Source organism: Planctellipticum variicoloris (genome assembly GCF_030622045.1).
Classification (GTDB): Bacteria; Planctomycetota; Planctomycetia; order Planctomycetales; family Planctomycetaceae; genus Planctellipticum; species Planctellipticum variicoloris.
The window spans coordinates 2,922,799-2,942,754 of the sequence record NZ_CP130886.1 but is presented as its reverse complement, the minus strand read 5'-3'; the positions used below and the strand labels follow the sequence as shown (position 1 = coordinate 2,942,754).

General features: G+C 63.5%; 19 protein-coding genes. 10 read left to right on the top strand and 9 right to left on the bottom strand.

The window, feature by feature from the left end:
* Window positions 1–159: 159 nt before the first annotated feature.
* From SH412_RS11455 to SH412_RS11435, 5 genes are all read left to right on the top strand, one after another.
* A complete protein-coding gene (locus tag SH412_RS11455) occupies window positions 160–1,221 on the top strand; it encodes an AAA family ATPase (protein WP_336523648.1) in 1,062 nt (353 codons plus the stop codon).
* 57 nt (window positions 1,222–1,278) lie between these two features.
* Window positions 1,279–2,181, top strand: coding sequence for a DUF58 domain-containing protein (locus SH412_RS11450; protein WP_336523647.1), 903 nt, complete (start codon window positions 1,279–1,281; stop codon window positions 2,179–2,181).
* A gap of 192 nt (window positions 2,182–2,373) precedes the next feature.
* A complete protein-coding gene (locus tag SH412_RS11445) occupies window positions 2,374–2,559 on the top strand; it encodes a hypothetical protein (RefSeq protein WP_336523646.1) in 186 nt (61 codons plus the stop codon).
* Between the two features lie 251 nt (window positions 2,560–2,810).
* A complete protein-coding gene (locus tag SH412_RS11440; protein ID WP_336518717.1) occupies window positions 2,811–3,065 on the top strand; it encodes a hypothetical protein in 255 nt (84 codons plus the stop codon).
* A gap of 88 nt (window positions 3,066–3,153) precedes the next feature.
* Window positions 3,154–4,404: a hypothetical protein gene (locus SH412_RS11435; RefSeq protein WP_336518718.1), complete on the top strand. Its 1,251-nt coding sequence runs from the start codon at window positions 3,154–3,156 to the stop codon at window positions 4,402–4,404.
* A 41-nt stretch (window positions 4,405–4,445) separates the two neighbouring features.
* Here the strand turns inward: SH412_RS11435 and SH412_RS11430 are convergent, their stop codons facing one another.
* The 3 genes from SH412_RS11430 to typA all read right to left on the bottom strand — a co-directional run bounded on the left by SH412_RS11430 (window position 4,446) and on the right by typA (window position 8,554).
* Complete coding sequence (locus tag SH412_RS11430) at window positions 4,446–5,924, bottom strand: sulfatase family protein (protein ID WP_336523645.1); 1,479 nt, start codon at window positions 5,922–5,924, stop codon at window positions 4,446–4,448.
* Between the two features lie 323 nt (window positions 5,925–6,247).
* The gene (locus tag SH412_RS11425; protein WP_336523644.1) at window positions 6,248–6,625 is read right to left on the bottom strand and encodes a methylglyoxal synthase; all 378 of its coding nucleotides are present in this window, start codon (window positions 6,623–6,625) and stop codon (window positions 6,248–6,250) included.
* A 90-nt stretch (window positions 6,626–6,715) separates the two neighbouring features.
* Entirely contained in the window at window positions 6,716–8,554 is a 1,839-nt protein-coding gene (gene typA, locus SH412_RS11420; protein WP_336523643.1) for a translational GTPase TypA, read from the bottom strand.
* A gap of 370 nt (window positions 8,555–8,924) precedes the next feature.
* Here typA and SH412_RS11415 point away from each other — a divergent pair, with 370 nt between their 5' ends.
* The 4 genes from SH412_RS11415 to SH412_RS11400 all read left to right on the top strand — a co-directional run bounded on the left by SH412_RS11415 (window position 8,925) and on the right by SH412_RS11400 (window position 14,135).
* On the top strand, window positions 8,925–9,548 hold the full coding sequence (locus tag SH412_RS11415; protein WP_336523642.1) for a thioredoxin family protein: 624 nt from the start codon (window positions 8,925–8,927) through the stop codon (window positions 9,546–9,548).
* A gap of 119 nt (window positions 9,549–9,667) precedes the next feature.
* The gene (locus tag SH412_RS11410) at window positions 9,668–11,404 is read left to right on the top strand and encodes a hypothetical protein (RefSeq protein WP_336523641.1); all 1,737 of its coding nucleotides are present in this window, start codon (window positions 9,668–9,670) and stop codon (window positions 11,402–11,404) included.
* Between the two features lie 2 nt (window positions 11,405–11,406).
* Window positions 11,407–12,732 carry a DUF1800 domain-containing protein gene (locus tag SH412_RS11405; RefSeq protein ID WP_336523640.1) on the top strand — a complete coding sequence of 442 codons (1,326 nt, stop codon included), beginning with the start codon at window positions 11,407–11,409 and terminating at the stop codon, window positions 12,730–12,732.
* Window positions 12,733–12,890: 158 nt separating this feature from the next.
* Window positions 12,891–14,135 (top strand): DUF1501 domain-containing protein, encoded by a 1,245-nt coding sequence (locus SH412_RS11400; RefSeq protein ID WP_336523639.1) that lies wholly within the window; start codon window positions 12,891–12,893, stop codon window positions 14,133–14,135.
* 256 nt (window positions 14,136–14,391) lie between these two features.
* Here the strand turns inward: SH412_RS11400 and SH412_RS11395 are convergent, their stop codons facing one another.
* The 5 genes from SH412_RS11395 to SH412_RS11375 all read right to left on the bottom strand — a co-directional run bounded on the left by SH412_RS11395 (window position 14,392) and on the right by SH412_RS11375 (window position 17,316).
* On the bottom strand, window positions 14,392–15,306 hold the full coding sequence (locus SH412_RS11395) for a TatD family hydrolase (protein ID WP_336523638.1): 915 nt from the start codon (window positions 15,304–15,306) through the stop codon (window positions 14,392–14,394).
* Window positions 15,307–15,335: 29 nt separating this feature from the next.
* On the bottom strand, window positions 15,336–15,824 hold the full coding sequence (locus SH412_RS11390; RefSeq protein ID WP_336523637.1) for a DUF3368 domain-containing protein: 489 nt from the start codon (window positions 15,822–15,824) through the stop codon (window positions 15,336–15,338).
* The gene (locus tag SH412_RS11385) at window positions 15,802–16,071 is read right to left on the bottom strand and encodes a UPF0175 family protein (RefSeq protein WP_336523636.1); all 270 of its coding nucleotides are present in this window, start codon (window positions 16,069–16,071) and stop codon (window positions 15,802–15,804) included. Before SH412_RS11385 ends, SH412_RS11390 begins: the two co-directional genes overlap by 23 nt.
* A gap of 18 nt (window positions 16,072–16,089) precedes the next feature.
* Window positions 16,090–16,974 carry an EboA domain-containing protein gene (locus SH412_RS11380; RefSeq protein ID WP_336523635.1) on the bottom strand — a complete coding sequence of 295 codons (885 nt, stop codon included), beginning with the start codon at window positions 16,972–16,974 and terminating at the stop codon, window positions 16,090–16,092.
* Window positions 16,975–17,043: 69 nt separating this feature from the next.
* On the bottom strand, window positions 17,044–17,316 hold the full coding sequence (locus SH412_RS11375; RefSeq protein WP_336523634.1) for a hypothetical protein: 273 nt from the start codon (window positions 17,314–17,316) through the stop codon (window positions 17,044–17,046).
* A gap of 369 nt (window positions 17,317–17,685) precedes the next feature.
* On the opposite strand from SH412_RS11375, the gene SH412_RS11370 reads away from it, so the two are divergent.
* Entirely contained in the window at window positions 17,686–19,479 is a 1,794-nt protein-coding gene (locus SH412_RS11370; RefSeq protein ID WP_336523633.1) for an aspartate kinase, read from the top strand.
* 24 nt (window positions 19,480–19,503) lie between these two features.
* Here the strand turns inward: SH412_RS11370 and SH412_RS11365 are convergent, their stop codons facing one another.
* Window positions 19,504–19,923 carry a hypothetical protein gene (locus tag SH412_RS11365; protein WP_336523632.1) on the bottom strand — a complete coding sequence of 140 codons (420 nt, stop codon included), beginning with the start codon at window positions 19,921–19,923 and terminating at the stop codon, window positions 19,504–19,506.
* Window positions 19,924–19,956: the final 33 nt, after the last annotated feature.

The window sequence follows — 19,956 nt, the reverse complement described above, 5'->3', positions numbered from 1 at the left end:
ATTTTGAGAAGCCATTCGACGAAATCGGTCTCAGAAAGAGGTCGACTTGCCTTCACAATGGCTTCGGTGGTTTCTGCGATTCATTCGTGCCGATTCGTGGGAATTCGTGGTTCACTCCTACTTTTTAAATATTGAACCTCAGGTTCTTGAGAGATCGTCATGACCGAAATTCCCCCCGACGACGTTGCCTCCGTTCAGCGCTGCGAGCAGGCTTATAACCGTTTGCGCGATGAACTGGCGAAGGTGATCGTCGGACAGCACGACGTCATCGAGCAGGTGCTGATCGCCATCTTCGCCCGCGGGCATGCGCTGCTCGAAGGGGTGCCGGGCCTGGCGAAGACGCTGCTGGTCAGCTCGCTGGCCGAGGCGATGGATCTGAGTTTCAAGCGGATCCAGTTCACCCCCGACCTGATGCCCAGCGACGTCACCGGGGCCGACGTGATCCAGGAGAATCCCGAGACCGGAGCCCGCGAATATCGGTTCCTCCGGGGGCCGCTGTTCGCGAACCTGATCCTTGCCGACGAAATCAACCGGACGCCTCCCAAGACGCAGGCTTCGATGCTCGAGGCGATGCAGGAGCGGCAGATCAGCGCGGGGGGGACCGTCCACAGACTCCCCAATCCGTTCTTCGTGCTGGCGACGCAGAACCCGCTCGAACAGGAAGGGACGTACCCGCTCCCCGAAGCCCAGCTCGACCGCTTCCTGCTCCACATCCGCCTCGACTATCCGTCCGGCGAAGAGGAATGGGAAGTCGCCCGGCGGGTCACCTCCGGCCAGCAGGGGACGGTCCTGCCGGTGATCGGCGCGGCGGAAATCCTCGAATTCCAGCAGCTCGTCACGCGCGTCCCGGTCAGCGACCAGGTCCTGGGCTACGCCTGGGCTCTCGTGCGGGCTTCGCGTCCGGGAAGCGAGGAAGCTCCCGACTTCGTCAACAAGTGGGTGAGCTGGGGAGCGGGACCGCGCGGCGTGTTGACGCTCGTTTCGGCGGCCAAGGCGAGGGCTGTCCTCTACGGACGCTATCACGCCTCGGTCGGCGACGTGCAGTCGGTCGCGGCGGGGGCCCTCCGGCACCGCATCGCCCCCAACTACGCCGCTCAGGCGGCCGGCGTCAATGGCGAGAAACTGATTGCCATGCTGATGGAACACACTCCCGCCGACCGTGCCTACACCAAGCCGGCCGCGAAACCTGGGAGCGATCGGCTGGCGACTGCAAGAGGCTGATCTTTGTAATTTGATATTGGTTAATTGGTTAATTGGTGTTTGGAGCTTTGCCCCTGCATGTCGATCCTCTCCCGCTACATCAATCCGCAGGTGCTGGAGCAGATGGCCCATCGGCCGATCGAGCCGCGGGACCTCGTTTACGGCAACCTGGCGGGGGCGCACAAGTCCCCCTTGAGCGGGTTTGCGGTGGAATTCGCCGGGCATCGCGAATATGTCGCGGGGGACGATCCGCGGCACGTCGACTGGCGGCTGTATTACAAACGGGACCGGCTGTTTATCAAGCAGTACGAGCTGGAGACGAACTTCGTCTGCCACCTGCTGCTGGATGTGAGCGCCTCGATGCGCTACGGCGAGGCGGCCGAGCAGAAGCTGCAGTACGCCGCCCAGCTTGCGGCAACGCTGGCCTATGCCATCGTGCAGCAGAACGACAAGGTCTCGCTGGGGACGTTCGACGACCGGGTGCGGGGCTGGGTGCCGCCGGGCAATACGCCGGCCCAGGTGATCCGGATGATCGAGCACCTGGACGACATCAAACCTGTCGAAAAGACCCGGCTGACGGAATCGCTGCAGGATCTGGGGGGGCGGATGGGCCGGCGGGAGATCGTGATGATCTGCAGCGACTTCTTCGGCGATCTGCCGGGGTTGGAAGAGGCGGTTCAGCGGCTGCGCTACCAGCGCCACGAAGTGGTCCTGTTCCACATTCTGCACCACGACGAAATCGCCTTCGAGTTCGACGGGATGGTGAAGTTTCAGGGGCTGGAGGCGGTTGAAGAGTACCTGACGAGCCCGCAGGAGATCCGGGCGGCGTATCTGAAATCGTTCGGCCGGTACGTCGCGCAGCTCGACGAGATCTGCCAGCGGAACAAGATCGAGCGGGTGCAGGTCGACACGCGGCGCCCGCTGGCGGGGGTGATTCTGGATCATCTGAACCAGCGGGCGGTGTTAAGGGGGGCGCGGTAGTGAGGGTGCATGCTCTGCGTCGGCGAAGGGCGGGCGCCCGAGGACCTCTTTAGCCGTTTGCGCTAAACCGCTAACATCAGCTCCGCTGAACCCCTCTCGTGGGCCGGAGTCTGTTCCATGCGGTCGCGCCGGATCTCTCTGCTGCTTGTTGCAAGTTTTGCTCCGTTCGTTGCCGGCGGTGGGAATTGCGGCATGCCCCGTCAGATGAGAGAGGCGAAAGTGGAGAACGAGCTCCACCAGCTCAGACGCGAAAACCAGCGTCAGTGCGAGGAGCAGCAGTTCCTCGAACGACGCATCGAAGGGCTGGAAGAGGCCCTTCAGAAACGTCAGAAGCGGGAGCAGGGCGAAGGCTCTGACAGTTCTGGTGGCACTCGCTGAATCCGCCAATGGGCGTGGCGGAGGTAACTGCAATCTCGTCCCCGGGTTCCTGCTTGGGAATGTCGCCCTTGAACGCTCTGCGCCCTCGGGCTCGCTCGCGGCATGTCGCTCCGAGCGAGGCAGAGCCTCGAAGGCTGGCGGTTCCCAGGCGGAGCCTGGGCTGCGCGAAATCCGTCGTTTTCAGGGGCAATTGGCCTCGGCGAATCGTCGCGTTTTTGTTCCACTGGGCTTTTTGTTCAAGGAGGAACGTCATGACCTGCGAAACCAGCGAAACAGCCGTCGCCCGGTATTCGTCGCCGGCGGGCAAGTTGGTGCGGTTCTTCGAGCGGAGTCGCAATCGGTGGAAGGCGAAGTCCGGCCAGTGGAAGCGAACCTGCAAGCTCCTGCAGAACCAGACCCGCGCCGTCGAGAAGAGCCGCGCGATGTGGCGCACGCGGGCCGCCGCGGCCGAACGCCGCGCGGCGGACCTGGAACGTGAGATCGCCGCCTTAAAATCCGGGCGCTGACCGGGTCGCCGACGCAGCCCCTGGCCCCCTCCCGGACGCCGTCCGACCGGCCCATCATGCGTATTCGGCAGCGGCCATCGGCCTGACGTTGCAGTTCTGTCTGGCCGGAGCGGTCAGCTTTCGCGGCTGCCGGGCGGTGGTCGAACTGCTGCGGGACAGCCTGCCCCAGTTCCGGGGGGCTCCTGCGGCCAATACTGCGGAAGCGTGGCTGCTGCGGCTGGGACTGCACGAGTTGCGGCGGCCCAAGGAATTCGCCGCCGACTGGGTGTTCCTCGTCGACCACACGCTGCAACTGGGGTCGCGGAAGTGTCTGGTCATCGCGGGGCTGCGATTGTCGGCGTGGAAAGCGCTGACGGCGCCGCTGACGCACCAGGATCTGACGCTGCTGGCGCTGCAGCCGGTCGAAAAATCCAGCGGCGAGATCGTCCAGCGGCAGCTCGCGGCTGCGGCCGGGCTGGTCGGCGTGCCGGCCGCCATCCTCAGCGACGAGGGTTCGGATCTTCTCGGCGGCGCTCAGCGTTTCCGCGAACAGCACCCGACGACGCAGGTGCTGCACGACATCGCCCACAAGACGGCGATCGTGCTCAAGCACGAACTGCTCGCCGATCCGCGGTGGATCGCGTTCGTCAAACACTGCGGGCAGACGCAGCCACGGGTGAAGCAGACGGAACTCGGACACCTTGCTCCCCCCACGCAGAAAGTCAAAGGGCGTTACTTGAACTTGGGGCCGCTGATCGGCTGGGGCGCCCGCATGCTGCGGCTGATCGACACGCCCGCGGCCGAACGTCCCGCGGGTCTCGACCTGACGCGGCTCGAGGAGAAGTTCGGCTGGATCCGCGACTTCCGGGAGGCGCTCGTGGACTGGAACGACTTGCAGGCGGTCAAGGACCACATGCTGGAGTTCCTGCGCGTGGCGGGCTACCACGCCGCCGCCGGCGAGACGCTGCGCCGGCAACTGGAGACGGTGGCCCGAACGCCTGCCGGTGAGCGTGCGGCGGCGCGGCTGGTGGAGTTCGTGAGCGAGCAGTCGAGCGGCGTGCTCCCCGGACAGAGTCTGCCGGCCAGCAGCGAAGTGCTGGAATCGCTGATCGGCAAGGGCAAGCGTTTGCAGGGCCAGCACAGCCGCGGCGGCTTTACGAAACTGATTCTGGGGATGGCCGCGTCGGTCGTGCGGATCAGCGAGGAAAAGATCTGCGAAGCCCTGAACGCCGTGCGGCATCGCGACCTGCTCGCGTGGATCGACGACCACTTAGGCAAGTCGCTGACAGCCCAGCGCCGCCAGGCCCTCCCCGTCCTTCCAGGAACAAAAGCCGGATCAACCGGGACCGCCAACAATTGACGATTTCGCGCAGCCCAGGCAGAGCCTGGGAACCAGTGCGATCACCGAATCTTCAAATCCGGCAGCTCCTGCTTGATTCCCTCGTCCTTCGGCATCTGGTCCGGATCGGCCCCCGTCGCCTTCAGCAGACGTTCCAGTTCTGCGCTCAGGGATTTCAGGCGGTCTTCGTACTCGGGGAGCTTGATCAGGTTCTTCGATTCCTCGGGGTCGTTTTGCAGGTCGTACAGCTCCGCCAGGTGGGTGTCCGGAGTGCCGTCGCCGGGCGGGTAATGGATGTACTTCCAGCGGTCGCTGCGGACCGCCCGCACGTTTGGCGTATAGGGGAACTGTTTCTCGTAGTTGTATTCGTAATGAAAACTCCGTCGCCAGGTCGGGTCGCCGGCCCGGGCGAGCGTCGCCCAGGAACGGCCGTGGATGCCCGGCAGCGGAAGCGCGCCGGCCAGTTCCAGGATTGTCGGGGCCATGTCGGTATGCAGGATCATTTCTTCGACGACCTTCGGCTTGTCGGCCGGCGTCAGACCCGGATAGCGGACGATGAGGGGGACGCGAATGCTCGGCTCGTGGGCCGTCCGCTTGTCGACCATGCCGTGTTCGCCGTTGAGCAGGCCGTTGTCGGTCGTGAAGATGATCACCGTCTTGTCGAGCTGGCCGGACTTCTCCAGGGCGGCGTAGAGCTGTCCCACGCTGTCGTCGACGCTGATCAGCGTGGCCAGGTAGGAGCGGGTCATCGCATCGAAGTCCTTGACCGCTTCCGGGCTGGAGTCGGGGAACTTCTTGCGGAAGTCAAACAGCGGCCCGTAGATGCCGTGCCAGGTGTTGAGCCGGGTCTTGAACCACTCCGGCTTGTCGTCGAGCTGGAAGGCGGAGGGCGGGTAGCCGAATTTCACGTCGTCGAAGACGTGGGCGTATTTTGGCTCGGGGGTGTAGAAGCTGTGCGGGGCCTTGTGGCCGAGCATCAGCAGGAAGGGCTGCGAGCGGGGCTTGTTGATCCAGTCGAGGGCCATTTTCGTCACGACGTGCGTGTAGTAGCCGGGAAAGACCTTCGCTCCCTGGCCATCGACGTTGAACGCCGTGTCGAAGTATTTTCCCTGCCCCTTGTGCGTGATGAAGTGGTTGAAGCCGGGGCGGGGCTCGTCGTTGTCCTCGCCCATGTGCCACTTGCCGATGTAAGCGGTTTCATATCCGGCTCCCTGCAGTTGCCGGGGAAAGCTGGGGAGAGCGGCGGGGTACTCGGTGAAGTTGTTGACCACTTTGTGACTGTGCGCGTACAGGCCGGACAGGATCGACGCACGGCTCGGCGAGCAGAGGGACGTGGTGCAGAAGGCGTTCTTGAACCAGATCCCTTCTTTGGCAAGCCGGTCGATGTGCGGCGTCTTCAGGTTCGGGTCGCCGGCGAGACTCAAAGCATTCCAGCGCTGGTCGTCGGTGATGATGATGACGACGTTGGGGCGCTCGGCGGCAGAGAGCAGTGCGGGACTGAAGCAGAGGAGTGCGGCAAGAAGAAATCCCGGGCGGCGCATGGGTGTCGATCCTCCAGAGGTGAGAGGGGTCGCGGATGCAGGATGTCGTTCCACGAGTATCCCCCCTGCCCGGCCGGATGGTCAAACGTGCGGGGGAAATCGCGCGGCTCAGGAGAATGAGGATTTCTCGCAGAGGCGCAGAGGAAGACGCAGAGAGCGCAGAGACGGACTACGGGGAGAGTGTCATCGCCGGGAGACCGTGGGGCCGCCTGTACGGCGGACGTTCTCGTCCGTCGCGATGAGATTCTCGCTCTCTCGAAGAGGTCGACGGACGAGGACGTCCATCGTACTTCGGAGAAGACTGGGCATGTCTCTTCGCAGACTCAGCCCGCGCCTCCCTGTCGTTCGAACATCTCGACCACGGCTTCCGCCGTGCCAAGGTTTGTCGCCAGGGGGATGCGATGGACGTCGCAGACGCGCATCAGGGCGGTGACGTCGGGTTCGTGCGGTTGAGCGGTCAGCGGGTCGCGGAAGAACAGGACCGCTTCGACTTTTCCCTCGGCAACGCGACCGCCGATGATCAAGTCGCCGCCGTCCGGGCCGTGGACGACGCACTCGACGGGGACGCCGAGGATTTCCTGGATCATCTTCCCCGTATGGCCGGTGGCGACCAGTGACTGTTTCTGGAAGAAGGCGAGGTGCCTGCGGACGAACTCCAGCATTTCCGGCTTGCGCTGGTCGTGGGCGATCACGGCGATCATCGGCTGTCTCCTGAAGGTCCGCGCAGCGAAGAGCCCCCATGATGACTCACGGGGGCTCTCGTTCCAATCACTGTTTCCATCGCAGGCGAATCAGACTCCGGCTCCGGCGGTGGCGCGGGACTGCTGCTTGCGTTCCTGCTCCGTCAGGCGGGCCTTCCGCAGGCGGATGATCTGGGGCGTGACCTCGACATACTCGTCGTCCTCGATGTATTCGAGGGCGGCTTCCAGCGACAGCCGGCGGGGGGGCTTGAGCTGGATGTTTTCGTCCGAGCCCGAGGCCCGCATGTTGGTCAGCTTCTTTTCCTTGATCGGATTCACGACGAGATCGTTGTCGCGCGAGTTCTCGCCGACGATCATCCCCTCGTAAACTTCGTCGCCCGGAGCGACGAACATTTCGGCCCGCTCCTGCAGCTTGAACAGGGCGAAACCGACCACTTTGCCGCGTTCCTGGGAGATCAGCACGCCGTTCTGGCGGTGGGGGACTTCTCCTTCCACCGGCTTATAGGCTTCGAACCGGTGGTGAATAATCGCTTCGCCGCGTGTGGCGTTGAGGAGTTTCGTCCGGATGCCGATCAGTCCGCGGGCGGGAATCGAGAATTCGACGTGCGTCGTTCCCAGGTCGTTGCTGTGCATGTGGACGACCTCGCCCCGGCGGTTGCCGACGACTTCCATCACACCGCCGACTTCGGCGGTGGGGACGTCGATATCGAGGACTTCGAACGGCTCGTGCCACTTGCCGTTGATCTGCTTGCGGATGACCTGCGGCTTGCCGACCGACAGCTCGTAGCCTTCCCGGCGCATCGTTTCGATGAGGACGGCGAGGTGGAGCACGCCACGGCCGGAGACTTGGAAGGCGTCGCGGTCGCCCATTTCTTCGACGCGGAGGGCGACGTTGGATTCGAGTTCGCGCATCAGCCGGGCGCGAAGGTGGCGGCTGGTCAGATACTTGCCGCCGCCGGGCTGGCCGGCGAACGGGGAGCTGTTGATCGTGAACATCATCGACAGCGTCGGCTCGTCGACCGCGATGCGGGGGAGCGCCTGGGGATTGTCGGGCAGAGTGACCGTATCGCCGATCTCCGGCGTGGTCAGACCGACGAGGGCGACGATGTCACCCGAAGTACCGACATCCACCGGCAGGCGGCCGAGCTTGTCGAAAATCTCGACGCCGACGATCTGTTCGGCTTTCAGCGAACCGTCCGACTTGGTCAGGACGACCTTCTGGCCGGGCTTGACCGAACCGCTGGCGATGCGGCCGGTGGCGATGCGGCCGACGAATTCGGAGTAGGACAGCGAGGTGACCATCATCTGGAGCGGGCCGTCTTCATTGACTTCCGGCCCCGGCACCTGCTCGATGATCATGTCGAGCAGCGGCTGGATGGTCCCGGTGTTGACTTCGGGGTCGTGGGTGGCGAAGCCGGCCCGGCCGCTGGCGAAGATGTAGGGGAAGTCGAGGGTCTTGTCGTCGGCGCCCAGTTCGACGAAGAGGTCGAAGGTTTCCGACAGCACGTCTTGAGGACGGGCATCGGGGCGGTCGATCTTGTTGACGACCACGACCGGCTGCAGCCCGAGTTCGAGGGCCTTCTTGAGCACGAAGCGGGTCTGCGGACGGGGGCCTTCGAAGGCGTCGACCAGGACGATGGCGCCGTCGGCCATGCTCAGCACGCGTTCGACTTCGCCGCCGAAGTCGGCGTGGCCGGGCGTGTCGATGATGTTGATCTTCGTGCCGTTGTAGTTGAGCGCGATGTTCTTGGCGAGGATGGTGATGCCGCGTTCGCGTTCCAGATCGTTGGAGTCGAGGATACAGTCCTGCTGCACCTGCGAGTCGCGGAACTGGCCGCTGGACTTGATGAGGCAGTCGACCAGCGTCGTCTTTCCATGATCAACGTGTGCGATGATGGCGATGTTACGGATGTCGTTACGGCGAGCCATGAAAACACAATCCCTGACTGGTTCCGAACCAGGACTCAAAATGGAAACAGATCGGCGGTAAATTTTTGGCGGAATTTGCGGGAGCAGGTGGGCATCTGGGCGGGTGAACAGTCCCTGCGGCGCGCACTCGTTGAGCGCCGCGGCTCAGCCGGAAATCAGAGAATAAAGTACCATGCCCGGCAAGTTCCGCAATCCCAGTTTTTCGTCCGGGCCGTGAACTTTCGGACAAGATCGCCAGATCGGGGTCGGAAATGCCCCAGTCGCCTCTTGCAATCAATGTTCCGATCCGGTTTTATCAGAGAGTCCAGTTGATGTAACTCCTGACGCGGCTTGAATCAATGTCGCGGACTGGCTATCGGAGATGCCTGGAATGCTCAATTTTCGCCATCTGTTTGCTGCGGTCGCGGCCTGTCTGCTGGCTGCCGGCTCCGGGAACGCAGGTGAGTACAACGAGGTGCTCAGCATCGGCGATCCCGCTCCGGTCTGGGCCGAACTGCCGGGGACTGATGGCAAATCGCACGGTCTGGCGGACCTGAAGGACCGGGACGTTATCGTGGTGGTCTTCACCTGTGTGAGCTGCCCGACGGCAACCGATTACGAGGGGCGGATCCAGGCTCTGGCCGAACGCTATGCTGGGGAGGGCCGGGTGGCGATCGTTCCGGTCTGCGTGAACCGCGTGCCGGAGGACCAGCTCGACGCCCTCACCGAGCGGGTGAAGGCGAAGAAGTTCGCCTTTCACTACCTGTACGACGAATCCCAGAAGATCGCGAAGGACTTCGGGGCGATTTTTACGCCGGAGTTCTACGTCTTCGACCGAGACCGGAAGCTGGTCTACATGGGGGCGATGGACGACAAGACAGACGCCGACAAGGTCGAGCGGCGGTATGTCGAGGAGGCGATCGCTGCCGCGCTGGCCGGGAGGAAGCCTGAAGTGACGGAAACGATCGCCCGCGGCTGCCGGGTGCGGTATGCCCGCGAACGCAGAGGGCGGTAGAAACCCGCATGCAAACCAACGTCGGGATCAGATCAATCGACTGAAACTCCCCCGGTGTCGTGCGGGTATCTCAATGCAGTCCACTCTGCCTGAGACCTGTCTCGCCGGGAGTTTCTGCCATGCTGTCCCTGTTTCGTTGCTGGTGCGCGACCCTGTTCGCGGTTCTGCTGACGCTACCGGCCGTTCATGCGTCTGACGAGTCCCTGTCCCGCTATCTGCCCGCCGGGGCGGTTGGCACGCTGGAGGGCCGCGGCTGGAGCGAGGTGGTGACCCGGCTGGAGGAGTCCGAGCTGGTCAAGGCGATCCTCGCCAGTCCGAACTACAAGGAGTTCATCGACTCCCCGCAGGGGCGAAAGGTCCGCGGCGGAATCGCCGTGGCCCAGGTCCAGTACGGCAAAGACCTCTGGTCGATGACCCGCGACCTGATCGGCGACCGCTGGATCGTCGGAGTTTACGCTCCCGAGAGTGGCGACAAGCCGGTCGTGCTGGGGTTGATTCGGACCGAGTCCCCCGAAATTGCCACCCATATCCGCACCCGTCTCGAACCGCTGGTGCAGCTCACTGCCGACAAAGTGAAGACCGAAGAGATCGACGGCGGCGGCCTGCGGCTGGTGAACGTCGACGGCTCGGCGATGATCCTGCAGGACCGCTGGATCGCAGTCAGCAACCAGCGATCGCTGGTGGATCAGGTCGAAGCCGCTCTGCGGTCGGATGCCGGCGGGAACCTCGCCGCGTCCGAGGCCTGGAAGAAAGCCCGGCACTCGGACCGGGGAGACACGAAGCTCGAAGCCTGGGCGGACTACGATCGAATTCGCGAACTGCTGCAACAGGACCGCCTGCTGCCGGACAAACTCGACAATCCATTGGCGTCGTTGCTCCTGGGGGGCGTTGTCGAGTATGTGTCTCACGCCGACTACCTGACGGCGACGCTCGACCTGGGCGAATCCTCGTGGGGGCTGGAGGCGTTCGTCCCCGGCAAGCCGGCGGAAATCGATGCCGCTCACCAGACACTTCTGCCGCCGGTCCCGACCGATCTGCAGACGCGTCTCGGGCCACAGGCGGCCAGCATTTCGATCGTCCGCGACTGGGCTGCGTGGTACGGCCAGCGCGAGTCGCTGATGATCGAACAGATTCTGCCGGAATTCGACAAGTTCGAAACCGGGCTCGCCACATTCATGCCCGGCAAAGACTTCCGGGCCGACGTGCTGCCGCTGTTCAGCAAGCGCCTGCAGATTATCTCGGCTCCGCAATCGTTCGCTCATCTGGAAGGACGCCCCGGAGTGCAGTTGCCCGGAACGGCGATCATCGTGGAGCTGGAACAGCCCGAGCAGGCCTCGGATCTGTTGCAGATGGTGTTTCAGACGATCACCGCGGTGGTCAATCTGCAGGCCGGGCAGGAGAAGCGGATTCCGTGGGTGATGTCTTCGGAAACCTACAAAGACGTCCAGCTTTCTTACGCGAAATACCTGCAGACGCCGAAGGGGGCCGATCTCCCGATCGCGTTCAACTTCCAGCCGTCGTCGGCCCGCGTCGGACGGCACTTTATCATGGCGACCAGCCAGGATCTCTGCCGTCAGTTGATTGATGCGATGCAGAGCCCGCCTGGAGCCTCTTCAGGCCAAGCGGCGGACCGGCCGGACTGGTCGTTTGAGGTCGTTCCGGCGGTGGTTGCGGATCTGCTGGAGTCCAATCGGGCGATCATCGAGGCGAAGGCCGTGCAGGACGGCCGGTCGGCCGACCAGGCCGCGAACGGTCTCAACGACGCGTTGAATCTGCTCCGCCGCCTGCGGCCGGTCTCGCTGTCGTCGACGCTGCAGCCGGACGGGTACGTCTGGCGCTTCCAGGGAGGGTGGTAACCATGCCGAGTCTTGCTCCTCCACAAGGGATGCTGGCGCCGGTTGCGGATTCCACGCGGTGGACGCTGGCCGATGCCGCGCATACGCTCCGTCGGCTGCAGTTCGGGTATTCGCCGGATCAACTGAAACAGGCGGTGGCGGCCGGTCGCCAGGCGACGCTCGATCGGTTGCTTTCACCGCAGCCGGAATCGGCGGAGTTTCAGGAAGTCGATGGCGTCCTTCGAACAACGGCCGTCGCCACGGGAAATCTGAGCGATCTGCAGGTCTGGTGGCTGTACCGGATGGTGCATTCTGCCAACCCGCTGACCGAGAAGCTCACGCTGCTGTGGCACAACCACTTCGCCACCTCGCAGGAGAAAGTCCGATCGGTCTCGCTGATGCTGAGGCAGAACGACCTGCAGCGGTCGGAGGCGTCCGGTTCGTTTGCGAAGCTGCTGCGCGGCATGGCGCGCGACCCGGCGATGCTGGTCTGGCTGGATGGAGAAGCCAACCGCCGGCGGCATCCGAACGAAAACTTCGCCCGCGAAGTGATGGAGCTGTTCAGCCTGGGGGTTGGCAACTACTCGGAAAAGGACATCCAGGAGGCGGCCCGCGCCTTCAGCGGCTGGCAGCTTCGCGACGGCGAGTTCTGGTTCAACGACAACCAGCACGATCCCCGCCCGAAGACGATCTTCGGCGAAACCGGAATGTTCGACGGCAACTCAGTCGTCGAACTGTGCTTGAAGCAGCCGGCGTGTGCACGCTATCTGGCGTTCAAGCTGTTGCGGACATTCGTCATGCCCGAACCAGGCGAGGCGGAGATCACCGCGGTCGCCGAACGACTGCGGCTGCACGGGCTGGTGATCGGGCCGGTAATGAATGAACTGGCGCGGTCGCAGCTCTTCTACGACGCCCGTCATCGTCGGTCGTTGATCAAGTCGCCGCTCGACTTTGTCCTCGGCATGACTCACAGCCTGTTGGAGGCCGTTCGCTGGCAGCCGGTCGCGCAGACTCTGGCCGAACTGGGGCAGAGTCTCTTCGCCCCGCCGTCGGTCAAAGGCTGGGACGGTCAGCGACTGTGGATCACCTCGTCGACGCTGATCCTGCGGGCCAACGCGGCGACGGACGTTGCCACGAGCGGTCGTTTCGGCGTCCTGACCGACGCCGTCCGCGGCCAGCTTGCTCAGCCGGATTCGGCCGTGGCGTTTCTGCAGTCGATCGTTCTCGGCGGCGAGGCGGATGCGGAAACGGTCGCTCAGATCCGGACGATGACACAAACCGGCGACAGCCAAGCCGGCCAGGCGGCGCTGCAACTGGCGTTGCAGTCGCCTGAATATCAGTTGATGTAATCGCCTCGCGTCTTCTGTGAACTATTTTCAGACAACCTCGCGTCTTCTGTGAACTATTTTCAGACAAGAAGACAGCATGACGCAGAGCGTCGAAGATTGACGTTCCCAGGCAGAGCTTGGGAACGAGTATGCATCGAAAGCCTTGCGGAGTGGTGACTATGTCTCTCAAATCGACGCGACGCGAGTTTCTGTCCGTACTGGGTGCAGCGAGCGCGGTGACGCTGGGTGTTGGTCGGGCGCCGCAGTGGTTGCATGCCGCGGCGGAACAGGCGGCCGCCGGGCCGGACCAGCGGGTGCTGGTCCTCGTGCAACTGGCGGGGGGGAACGACGGGCTGAATACCGTTGTGCCGTATGCCAGCGACGACTACCACCGCGCGCGGCCGGGGATCGGTATCGGCAAGGGGGCCGTGCTGAAACTCGACGACGAGTTCGGGCTGCACCCGTCGCTGACGGGACTCAAGGAACTGCACGACGCCGGGAAACTGTCGATCGTGCAAGGGGTGGGCTATCCGCAGCCCGACCGGTCGCACTTCCGTTCGATGGATATCTGGCACAGCGCGCAGCCGGAGAATCCAACGCCGCAGGACGGCTGGCTGGGGCGGACGCTCGAATGGCAACTTCAGCATCATCCGGAGCGGGCCGAGGGGCTGGCGCTGGGAATGGAGCGGCTGCCGCTGCTGCTGGTCAGCCGGCAGGTCAACGTCCCGGTGCTGAAGCGGCTCGAAGACTACCACCTCAACGATCCGCAGTTGCCCTCCGGGTTGCAGGGGAAACTGAAGTCAGCCCGCGATGAGATTCTGTCAACGACTGGCGCACAGCCGGGTGGCGAGCTGGATTTCCTGCGAAAGTCGCTGCGGACCGCAGTGACCAGTTCCGAGCGATTGAAGAGCCTTTCGGCCGGCTATTCTCCGGCGAAGGAGTATCCGGCGACGCACCTGGCGAACCAGCTCAAGCTCGTCGCGCAGATGATTGGCGCCGGATTGCCGCCGCGAATCTATCTGGTGGGCCTGGACGGCTTCGATACGCATTCGCAACAGCAACCAGGCCATGCGGCACTGCTGGGCGAACTGGGGAACGCGATCGCCGCCTTCCATGCCGACCTGACCGGTCACGGCCTGGCGGATCGCGTGCTGCTGTCGACGTTTTCCGAGTTCGGCCGGCGGGTCAAGGAGAACGGCAGCCTGGGGACCGACCATGGGGCGGCCTCTTCGCTGTTCGTCGTTTCGCCAACGGGGACGCCGGGCTTCTGCGGCAAGTTCCCGAGCCTGACCGACCTTGACGACGGCGACCAGAAATTCACAACCGACTTCCGCCGGGTCTACGCGACGCTGCTCGACAAATGGCTGGGCGTGCGATCGGCGGAGATCCTGGGGGGCGAGTACGAGCCGCTGCCGTTTGCGTGAAGTGGAGGACGAAGAGAACTTTACCGCGGAGGCGCGGAGAATACGCCGGAGAAGATTGAGGAAAGTGAAAAGTGAGTAGTGGTGAGTGAGAAGTGCAAAATGAAGAAGTCGCTACCCGGCTGCGGATCATGTTCTCTGTTGCTTTGCACTCATTACTACTCAATACTCACTTTTCACTTTCCTGATTGTCTTCTCCGCGTCCTCCGCGTCTCTGCGGTGAAAACTTCTTCTCTTCTCCGGTGAGAGGCCGACCGGGCTACCGGATGATTCCCTCTTCCTTGTCCGGTTCTTCGATTTTCGGCGTCTGGCCGCCGCGGAGGACGCTGTTGCCTTCGAAGAGCGAGCGCTGGTCGACCGGGGGCGGGTTGAGCCAGTCGTCTTCGCTGAACTGGCCGCTCTGGGCGTAGACGGCAATCGCGTTCTTGTAGCAGACCAGTTCGACGTCCGGGGCGGCGATTCCCCGTTCGAGCATCAGCCGGGCGGTCTTGGGGACGGCGAGCGAGTCGGAGACGCCCCAGTCGGCGGACGAGTCGATGATGACCCGTTCGCTGCCGTACTGCCGGACGACTTCAACCATCCGCTCGTTCCCCATCTTGGTCTTGGGGTAGATCGTGAAGCCGCACCAGTAACCCCGGTCGAGGACCTCTTTGCAGGTTTCCTCGTTGTTGTGATCGATCACGACCATGTGCGGCTGGATGTTGTGTTCTTCGATGACGTCCATGCTGCGGAACGTCCCCTGCTTCTTATTGCGGTGGGGCGTATGGATCAGCACCGGCAGGCCGACTTCCTTGGCCAGTTCGAGCTGCAGCCGGAAGAATTTCTCCTCGGTCGGGGTCTGGTCGTCGTAGCCGATCTCACCGATGGCGACGACCCCTTCCTTCGTGCAGAACAGCGGCAGCAGGTCCATCACCTGCTCGGCAAGGGGCTCGTTGTTGGCCTCCTTGCTGTTGAGCCCCATCGTGCAGTAGTGCCGGATGCCGAACTGGGCGGCCCGGAACCGCTCGAAGCCGACGAGCATCGAGAAGTAGTCTTTGAACGTCCCGACTTCCGTGCGGGGCTGCCCCTGCCAGAAGGCGGGTTCGATGACCGCGACGACACCCTGGGCGGCCATCGCCTCGTAGTCGTCGGTGGTGCGGGAAACCATGTGGATGTGGGGGTCGATGAAACGCATTGCCGCTCGTTCTCCAGTCGAAGGCGATTTCAGGCTTCGCCGATCGCTTTCAAGGCTTGTTCGATGAACTGTTCAGACAGATAAAAGTTCAATTCTTCGCGAAGTCGGGACAGCAGCGGCCGTACAGCGGTAACGAGATTGTTTTGCTTTGCGTTGATCAACAGGCCGACAGTTCCAATCGCATGCAGTCCCAGATGCTCCACCTCCATTCGTCCGCGGTGCTCGTCGATCAGGAGGCTGCGAATTCCCAGTTCTTCCGCGACGGCAATAGCTTCAGCCTCACCTGCATCAAGCCGCAGTTTGAGTTCGGCGACCCGTTCGGAATTGGAAGGTGCAATCACTTCGACGAACTCGTAGGACGAAACATCGAAGAGAAACGGGGAGCGGCCTGAGCGACATTCGGTCACGACCGCGGGTGGAACGTATATTTGCTCGAACATCGATTCGAGGATGTCCATCCGCCCAAGGAATACGAGGGCGCGCAGTGGAGACGTGTCACTGACCACAAGCGGCGGCACGATCGGCCCTCATCTGGTCCAGCACGCGCAGCTCCTTCTGAAGTTCTTCGTATGTGATCGTGTAAATCGGGATCTTCCGATCGTGCAGCGCCTCCTCCATCTGCACCCGCGTCAGTCCGGCCAGTTGCGCCGTGGGCCACAGGTCGAGCTTGCCGGCCTGAAACAGCCGGCAGGCCAGCTCCAGCCGTGCTTCCTCGGCGCTGACGCCTGCGGCCTGCAGTTCTTCGTCGGTGATGGTCAGAGGCATCGCACGATTCCTTGTTGGTTAGGCGACCTGGGCGGCCACTTTGCTCCAGGTGATCGCCCCGTTCCGCACGCCCTCTTCCAGCTCCGGCGCTTCTTTGAGGATTTGAGCCGCTTCGGGCCGCGGGCAGCTCGCCAGGGCCAGGGCGGCGGCGTGACGCTCGACCTCGCTCCCTGTCGTCAGGACCTTCCGCAGATCCGCCAACATGCCGTCATCGGCATGGGGACCGACGCAGCGCCACAATTCCGGGCTGACGGGGCGTTTCGCGGCCCAGCGTTCGTGGGCGAAATCGGTCAGCATTCGGGCCAGAGCGGGATTGGACCGCTGGTCGATGCCGACCACTGGTTCGAGCGTCGTGCCGACGAACAGACACTTCAGGATGAGCTGGTTCCACGGGTCCTCGCCGAGCTGCTCCGCCGGGTACGGATTGCCGTGGGCGATCGCCAGGAAGACGCCGCGAATGTTGGAGCGAATCCCCTCGGCACACCGCAGTTGAAAATCCGCCTGATGCGGATAGAGCCCCAAGCCCTGGTACAGAGCCAGCAGCTCGTGCACCTCTCCCGTGGCGAAAAGCTGATCCAGCGTGCCGACGTACTCGGCGGCTTCCATCTCCGGCAGTGAGAGGAGCAGCGCCAGGCGGGCCGCCTGGTCGACGGTCCAGCCGGTCGGATGCCAGCCCGGTCGGGCCGACAGGGCCTGCTCCAGTTCGCTTTCCGTCAGCGCCAGATCGTCCTTGCCGGTCTTGCGCGGCGTGAGGCCGAAGGCCAGGTAGAGCGACTTGCGGTCGCCGGACGCGACCGCGGTCCGGCGTTCCTGGAGCCAAGTCCAGGCGGCTTCCGGGATGCGGGGTCTGATCCAGCCCCACAGGACGTCCGCCAGTTCCGACACATCAAATGCCACTGTCATCGTGCTCTCAACTTCCCGCGTTCCACAGGGCTCCGGGCGCCACAGGCATTCCAGCCGGTGCTTCCGGGCTCAGTGATGCCCGCACTGGCTCGGCCGGCCGCAGCAGCCGCCTCCCATCGGCAGCGTCGGCAGAGCCGCCTGGCTGCTCGGCGTGCCGCCGCTGACGATCGCCATCGCTCCTCCGGAGATCAACCGCTCGACGGGAGCGTCTGACGCCGTCGAGCCGGGCTCAATGCCGGCCCGTTGACAGAGTTCGCCCCAGGTGGCGATCGAATCCCGCATGCTGTGGGCGACTTCCACCGTCTTTTCGTTCGCCTGACAGAAGTATTCGTAGGTCAGCATCGTCAATCCATCCTCGTTTCTGAACGATTCCAGGCCCCACGGCGGACTCGCTCCAAGTCCCCGCGTTTCAACAGGTTCGGTTGTCGGAATCCCGCCCCGTCGGGCCAGTTCTTCAGAATATCCCGGCATGCCGGCCAGCGGCAAGGAGGACCGTCGGTTCAATGGGATGCCGAAACGCGAATTCGTCCCGCCGTCGGCCGGTTTTCTCGGCGCCGTTCCCCGATTCAGCGTCGATTCTCCCGGATTCCACGTCGCGTGAACGTGTCGTGAACTCGCCTCCTCTGCTATCTTTTCCCCCTGACGCCGGCGCGTGGAGACGTTTTCCCGCCCCGGCGGCGTCAGTTGCGGGATTGTGAGAAGGACGGGATTGTGGCGATTGTCGTGCAGAAGTTCGGCGGCAGCAGCGTGGCCGACGCCTCGCGGATTCGGAATGCGGCTCAGCGAATCGTCGACGCCAAGCGGGCCGGCAAACAGGTGGTCGTGGTCGTCAGCGCCCGCGGCGACAAGACCGACGAGCTGATCGACCTCGCCCGCCAGATCACCGACAACCCGCCCCCGCGCGAAATGGACATGCTGCTGGCGACCGGCGAGCAGGAATCGGTCGCCCTGATGGCGATGGCCGTCCAGGAACTGGGCGAAGCCGCCATCAGCCTAACTGGCTATCAGATCGGCATTTTCACGGACTCGACCTACACCAAGGCCCGCATCCGGCGGATCAGCACCGATCGCATCCGGGCGGCGCTCGACGCCGGTAAGATCGTGATTGCTGCGGGATTTCAGGGGATCGACGACGACTTCAATATTACGACCCTCGGCCGCGGAGGGAGCGACACGACGGCGACGGCGCTGGCGGCGGTGCTACAGGCGGATGTCTGCGAGATTTATACCGACGTCGACGGCATCTATACGACCGATCCGCGGGCTGTAAAGGAAGCGCGAAAGCTGACCCGGATTTCGTACGACGAAATGCTGGAGCTGACCAGCCTCGGCGGAGGCAAGATGCATTCTCGGTCGATCGAATTCGCGAAGAAGTACCGCGTGCCGCTGCAGGTCCGCCCCGCCTATGCGGAAGGTGAAGGAACTCTCATCGCGCCGCAGCTCGACGAGAACGTCCCAGTCGTCAGCAGCGTGGCCCTCGTTAAGAACGAGGCGATTGTGAACCTCCGCCGGCTGCCCGACCGGCCCGGCGTGCTGAATGCCCTGTTCGCCACGATGGCCGCCCGCAAGATTGCCATCGACATGGTGATCCAGGACGTCGCCGAGGCGGGCGTCGCGGAAGTTTCGTTCACGGTGCCGCAGGACGACCTCGCGGATGCGCTGACCGCGGCCGAGGAGGCCGTCAGGCAGCTCGGTGCTGGCGAAGTCCACCACGGTACGAACGTGGCCAAGGTCTCGGTCGTCGGCGCCGGGATGCGGACCCACACGGGCGTTGCCGCCCAGATGTTCAAGTCGCTGTCCGACGCAGGGGTGAACATCGTGATGATCACGACCAGCGAGATCAAAATCTCGGTGCTGGTCGATCGCGATCAGTCGGTCCAGGCGCTCAATGCGGTGCATGCCGGCTTCGCGCTGCATCGGGACACTGCGTTTGCGCCGAGCATCGGCTACGCCCAGCGGGACGTCGGATCGAGCGCACTGAACCTGAGCCGGGACGAACTGGAGCGGGACGTCGTTTCCCGGCTGGCGAGCATGGAAGACATCGTCGTGAGCGAAGTCGATCTCGATACGCACCAGTCGCGGATCACCGTCCGGCACCTGGCGGATGATCCGGGCGTCGCGGCGGAAGTGTTTACGGCGGTCGCCGAGGGGGGCGTGATGGTCGACATGATCGTCCAGAACATGACGCACGCTCACAAGGCGGACCTGTCGTTTACGGTTCCCCGGCAGGATCTGGAACGCTGCCTGCTGCTGCTCCGCGAAGTCATCGAACGTTGGCCCGGTGCGTCGCTGTCCTACGAAAAGGAAATCGCGATGCTGTCGGTGATGGGCATCGGCCTTCGCAGCCACACGGGCGTCGGCGAGCGAATGTTCTGGGCGCTGGGCGAAGCGGGCGTCAACGTGCAGATGGTCAACACCAGCGAAACCCGCATCGGCGTGGTGGTGGGGCCGCAGGACGCGGAAAAAGCTCACCAGGGCCTGCTGGGAGCGTTTGAGCTGAAGTAGGGCCGGGCGCGAATCCATTGCCTCTCATTCCGCGTAGTTTCTGATGTCTGACCGGTTAGCGCCGAACAGTCCGACTCGGATGCCGGCCTGTTGGAACTGCTTGGTGGCCATTCCATTCAGGGTAAGCAGGACAATCAGTGAGAGAAATGGAAGAAGCATCAGCAGTCCGAAGACGATCGCAGTGCTCAGATTCTCCTGCATCGCGCGAGAAATTCTAGCGACGGAGAGAATCTGCAGGATGGGGACGCAAACCGCCAGAACGGCGAGGCCGAACGCCAAGGCAACGATGGTTTGGGACGAGATTTCTTTAAACAGTCCGACGAATACTCCGATGAATACCAGGATGCCAACGTGGTAGAGCGTGCCGGCCAGCACCGCCCGAAGCAATTCTCTCTGAGCGGCGGCGAGCGTGATGAGTTGGCAACGAGAGAGGGGTATCGCCATGCCGCCGATCCTCCTGGTGAAGGCTGATTTGTT

Coding starts and splice junctions, on each gene's coding strand:
- SH412_RS11365 (WP_336523632.1), bottom strand. CDS start 19,923: ATGGCGATACCCCTCTCTCGTTGCCAACTCATCACGCTCGCCGCCGCT.
- SH412_RS11445 (WP_336523646.1), top strand. CDS start 2,374: ATGCCCCGTCAGATGAGAGAGGCGAAAGTGGAGAACGAGCTCCACCAG.
- SH412_RS11375 (WP_336523634.1), bottom strand. CDS start 17,316: ATGCTGACCTACGAATACTTCTGTCAGGCGAACGAAAAGACGGTGGAA.
- SH412_RS11415 (WP_336523642.1), top strand. CDS start 8,925: ATGCTCAATTTTCGCCATCTGTTTGCTGCGGTCGCGGCCTGTCTGCTG.
- SH412_RS11410 (WP_336523641.1), top strand. CDS start 9,668: ATGCTGTCCCTGTTTCGTTGCTGGTGCGCGACCCTGTTCGCGGTTCTG.
- SH412_RS11385 (WP_336523636.1), bottom strand. CDS start 16,071: ATGCCTCTGACCATCACCGACGAAGAACTGCAGGCCGCAGGCGTCAGC.
- typA (WP_336523643.1), bottom strand. CDS start 8,554: ATGGCTCGCCGTAACGACATCCGTAACATCGCCATCATCGCACACGTT.
- SH412_RS11455 (WP_336523648.1), top strand. CDS start 160: ATGACCGAAATTCCCCCCGACGACGTTGCCTCCGTTCAGCGCTGCGAG.
- SH412_RS11395 (WP_336523638.1), bottom strand. CDS start 15,306: ATGCGTTTCATCGACCCCCACATCCACATGGTTTCCCGCACCACCGAC.
- SH412_RS11400 (WP_336523639.1), top strand. CDS start 12,891: ATGTCTCTCAAATCGACGCGACGCGAGTTTCTGTCCGTACTGGGTGCA.
- SH412_RS11380 (WP_336523635.1), bottom strand. CDS start 16,974: ATGACAGTGGCATTTGATGTGTCGGAACTGGCGGACGTCCTGTGGGGC.
- SH412_RS11425 (WP_336523644.1), bottom strand. CDS start 6,625: ATGATCGCCGTGATCGCCCACGACCAGCGCAAGCCGGAAATGCTGGAG.
- SH412_RS11450 (WP_336523647.1), top strand. CDS start 1,279: ATGTCGATCCTCTCCCGCTACATCAATCCGCAGGTGCTGGAGCAGATG.
- SH412_RS11440 (WP_336518717.1), top strand. CDS start 2,811: ATGACCTGCGAAACCAGCGAAACAGCCGTCGCCCGGTATTCGTCGCCG.
- SH412_RS11405 (WP_336523640.1), top strand. CDS start 11,407: ATGCCGAGTCTTGCTCCTCCACAAGGGATGCTGGCGCCGGTTGCGGAT.
- SH412_RS11430 (WP_336523645.1), bottom strand. CDS start 5,924: ATGCGCCGCCCGGGATTTCTTCTTGCCGCACTCCTCTGCTTCAGTCCC.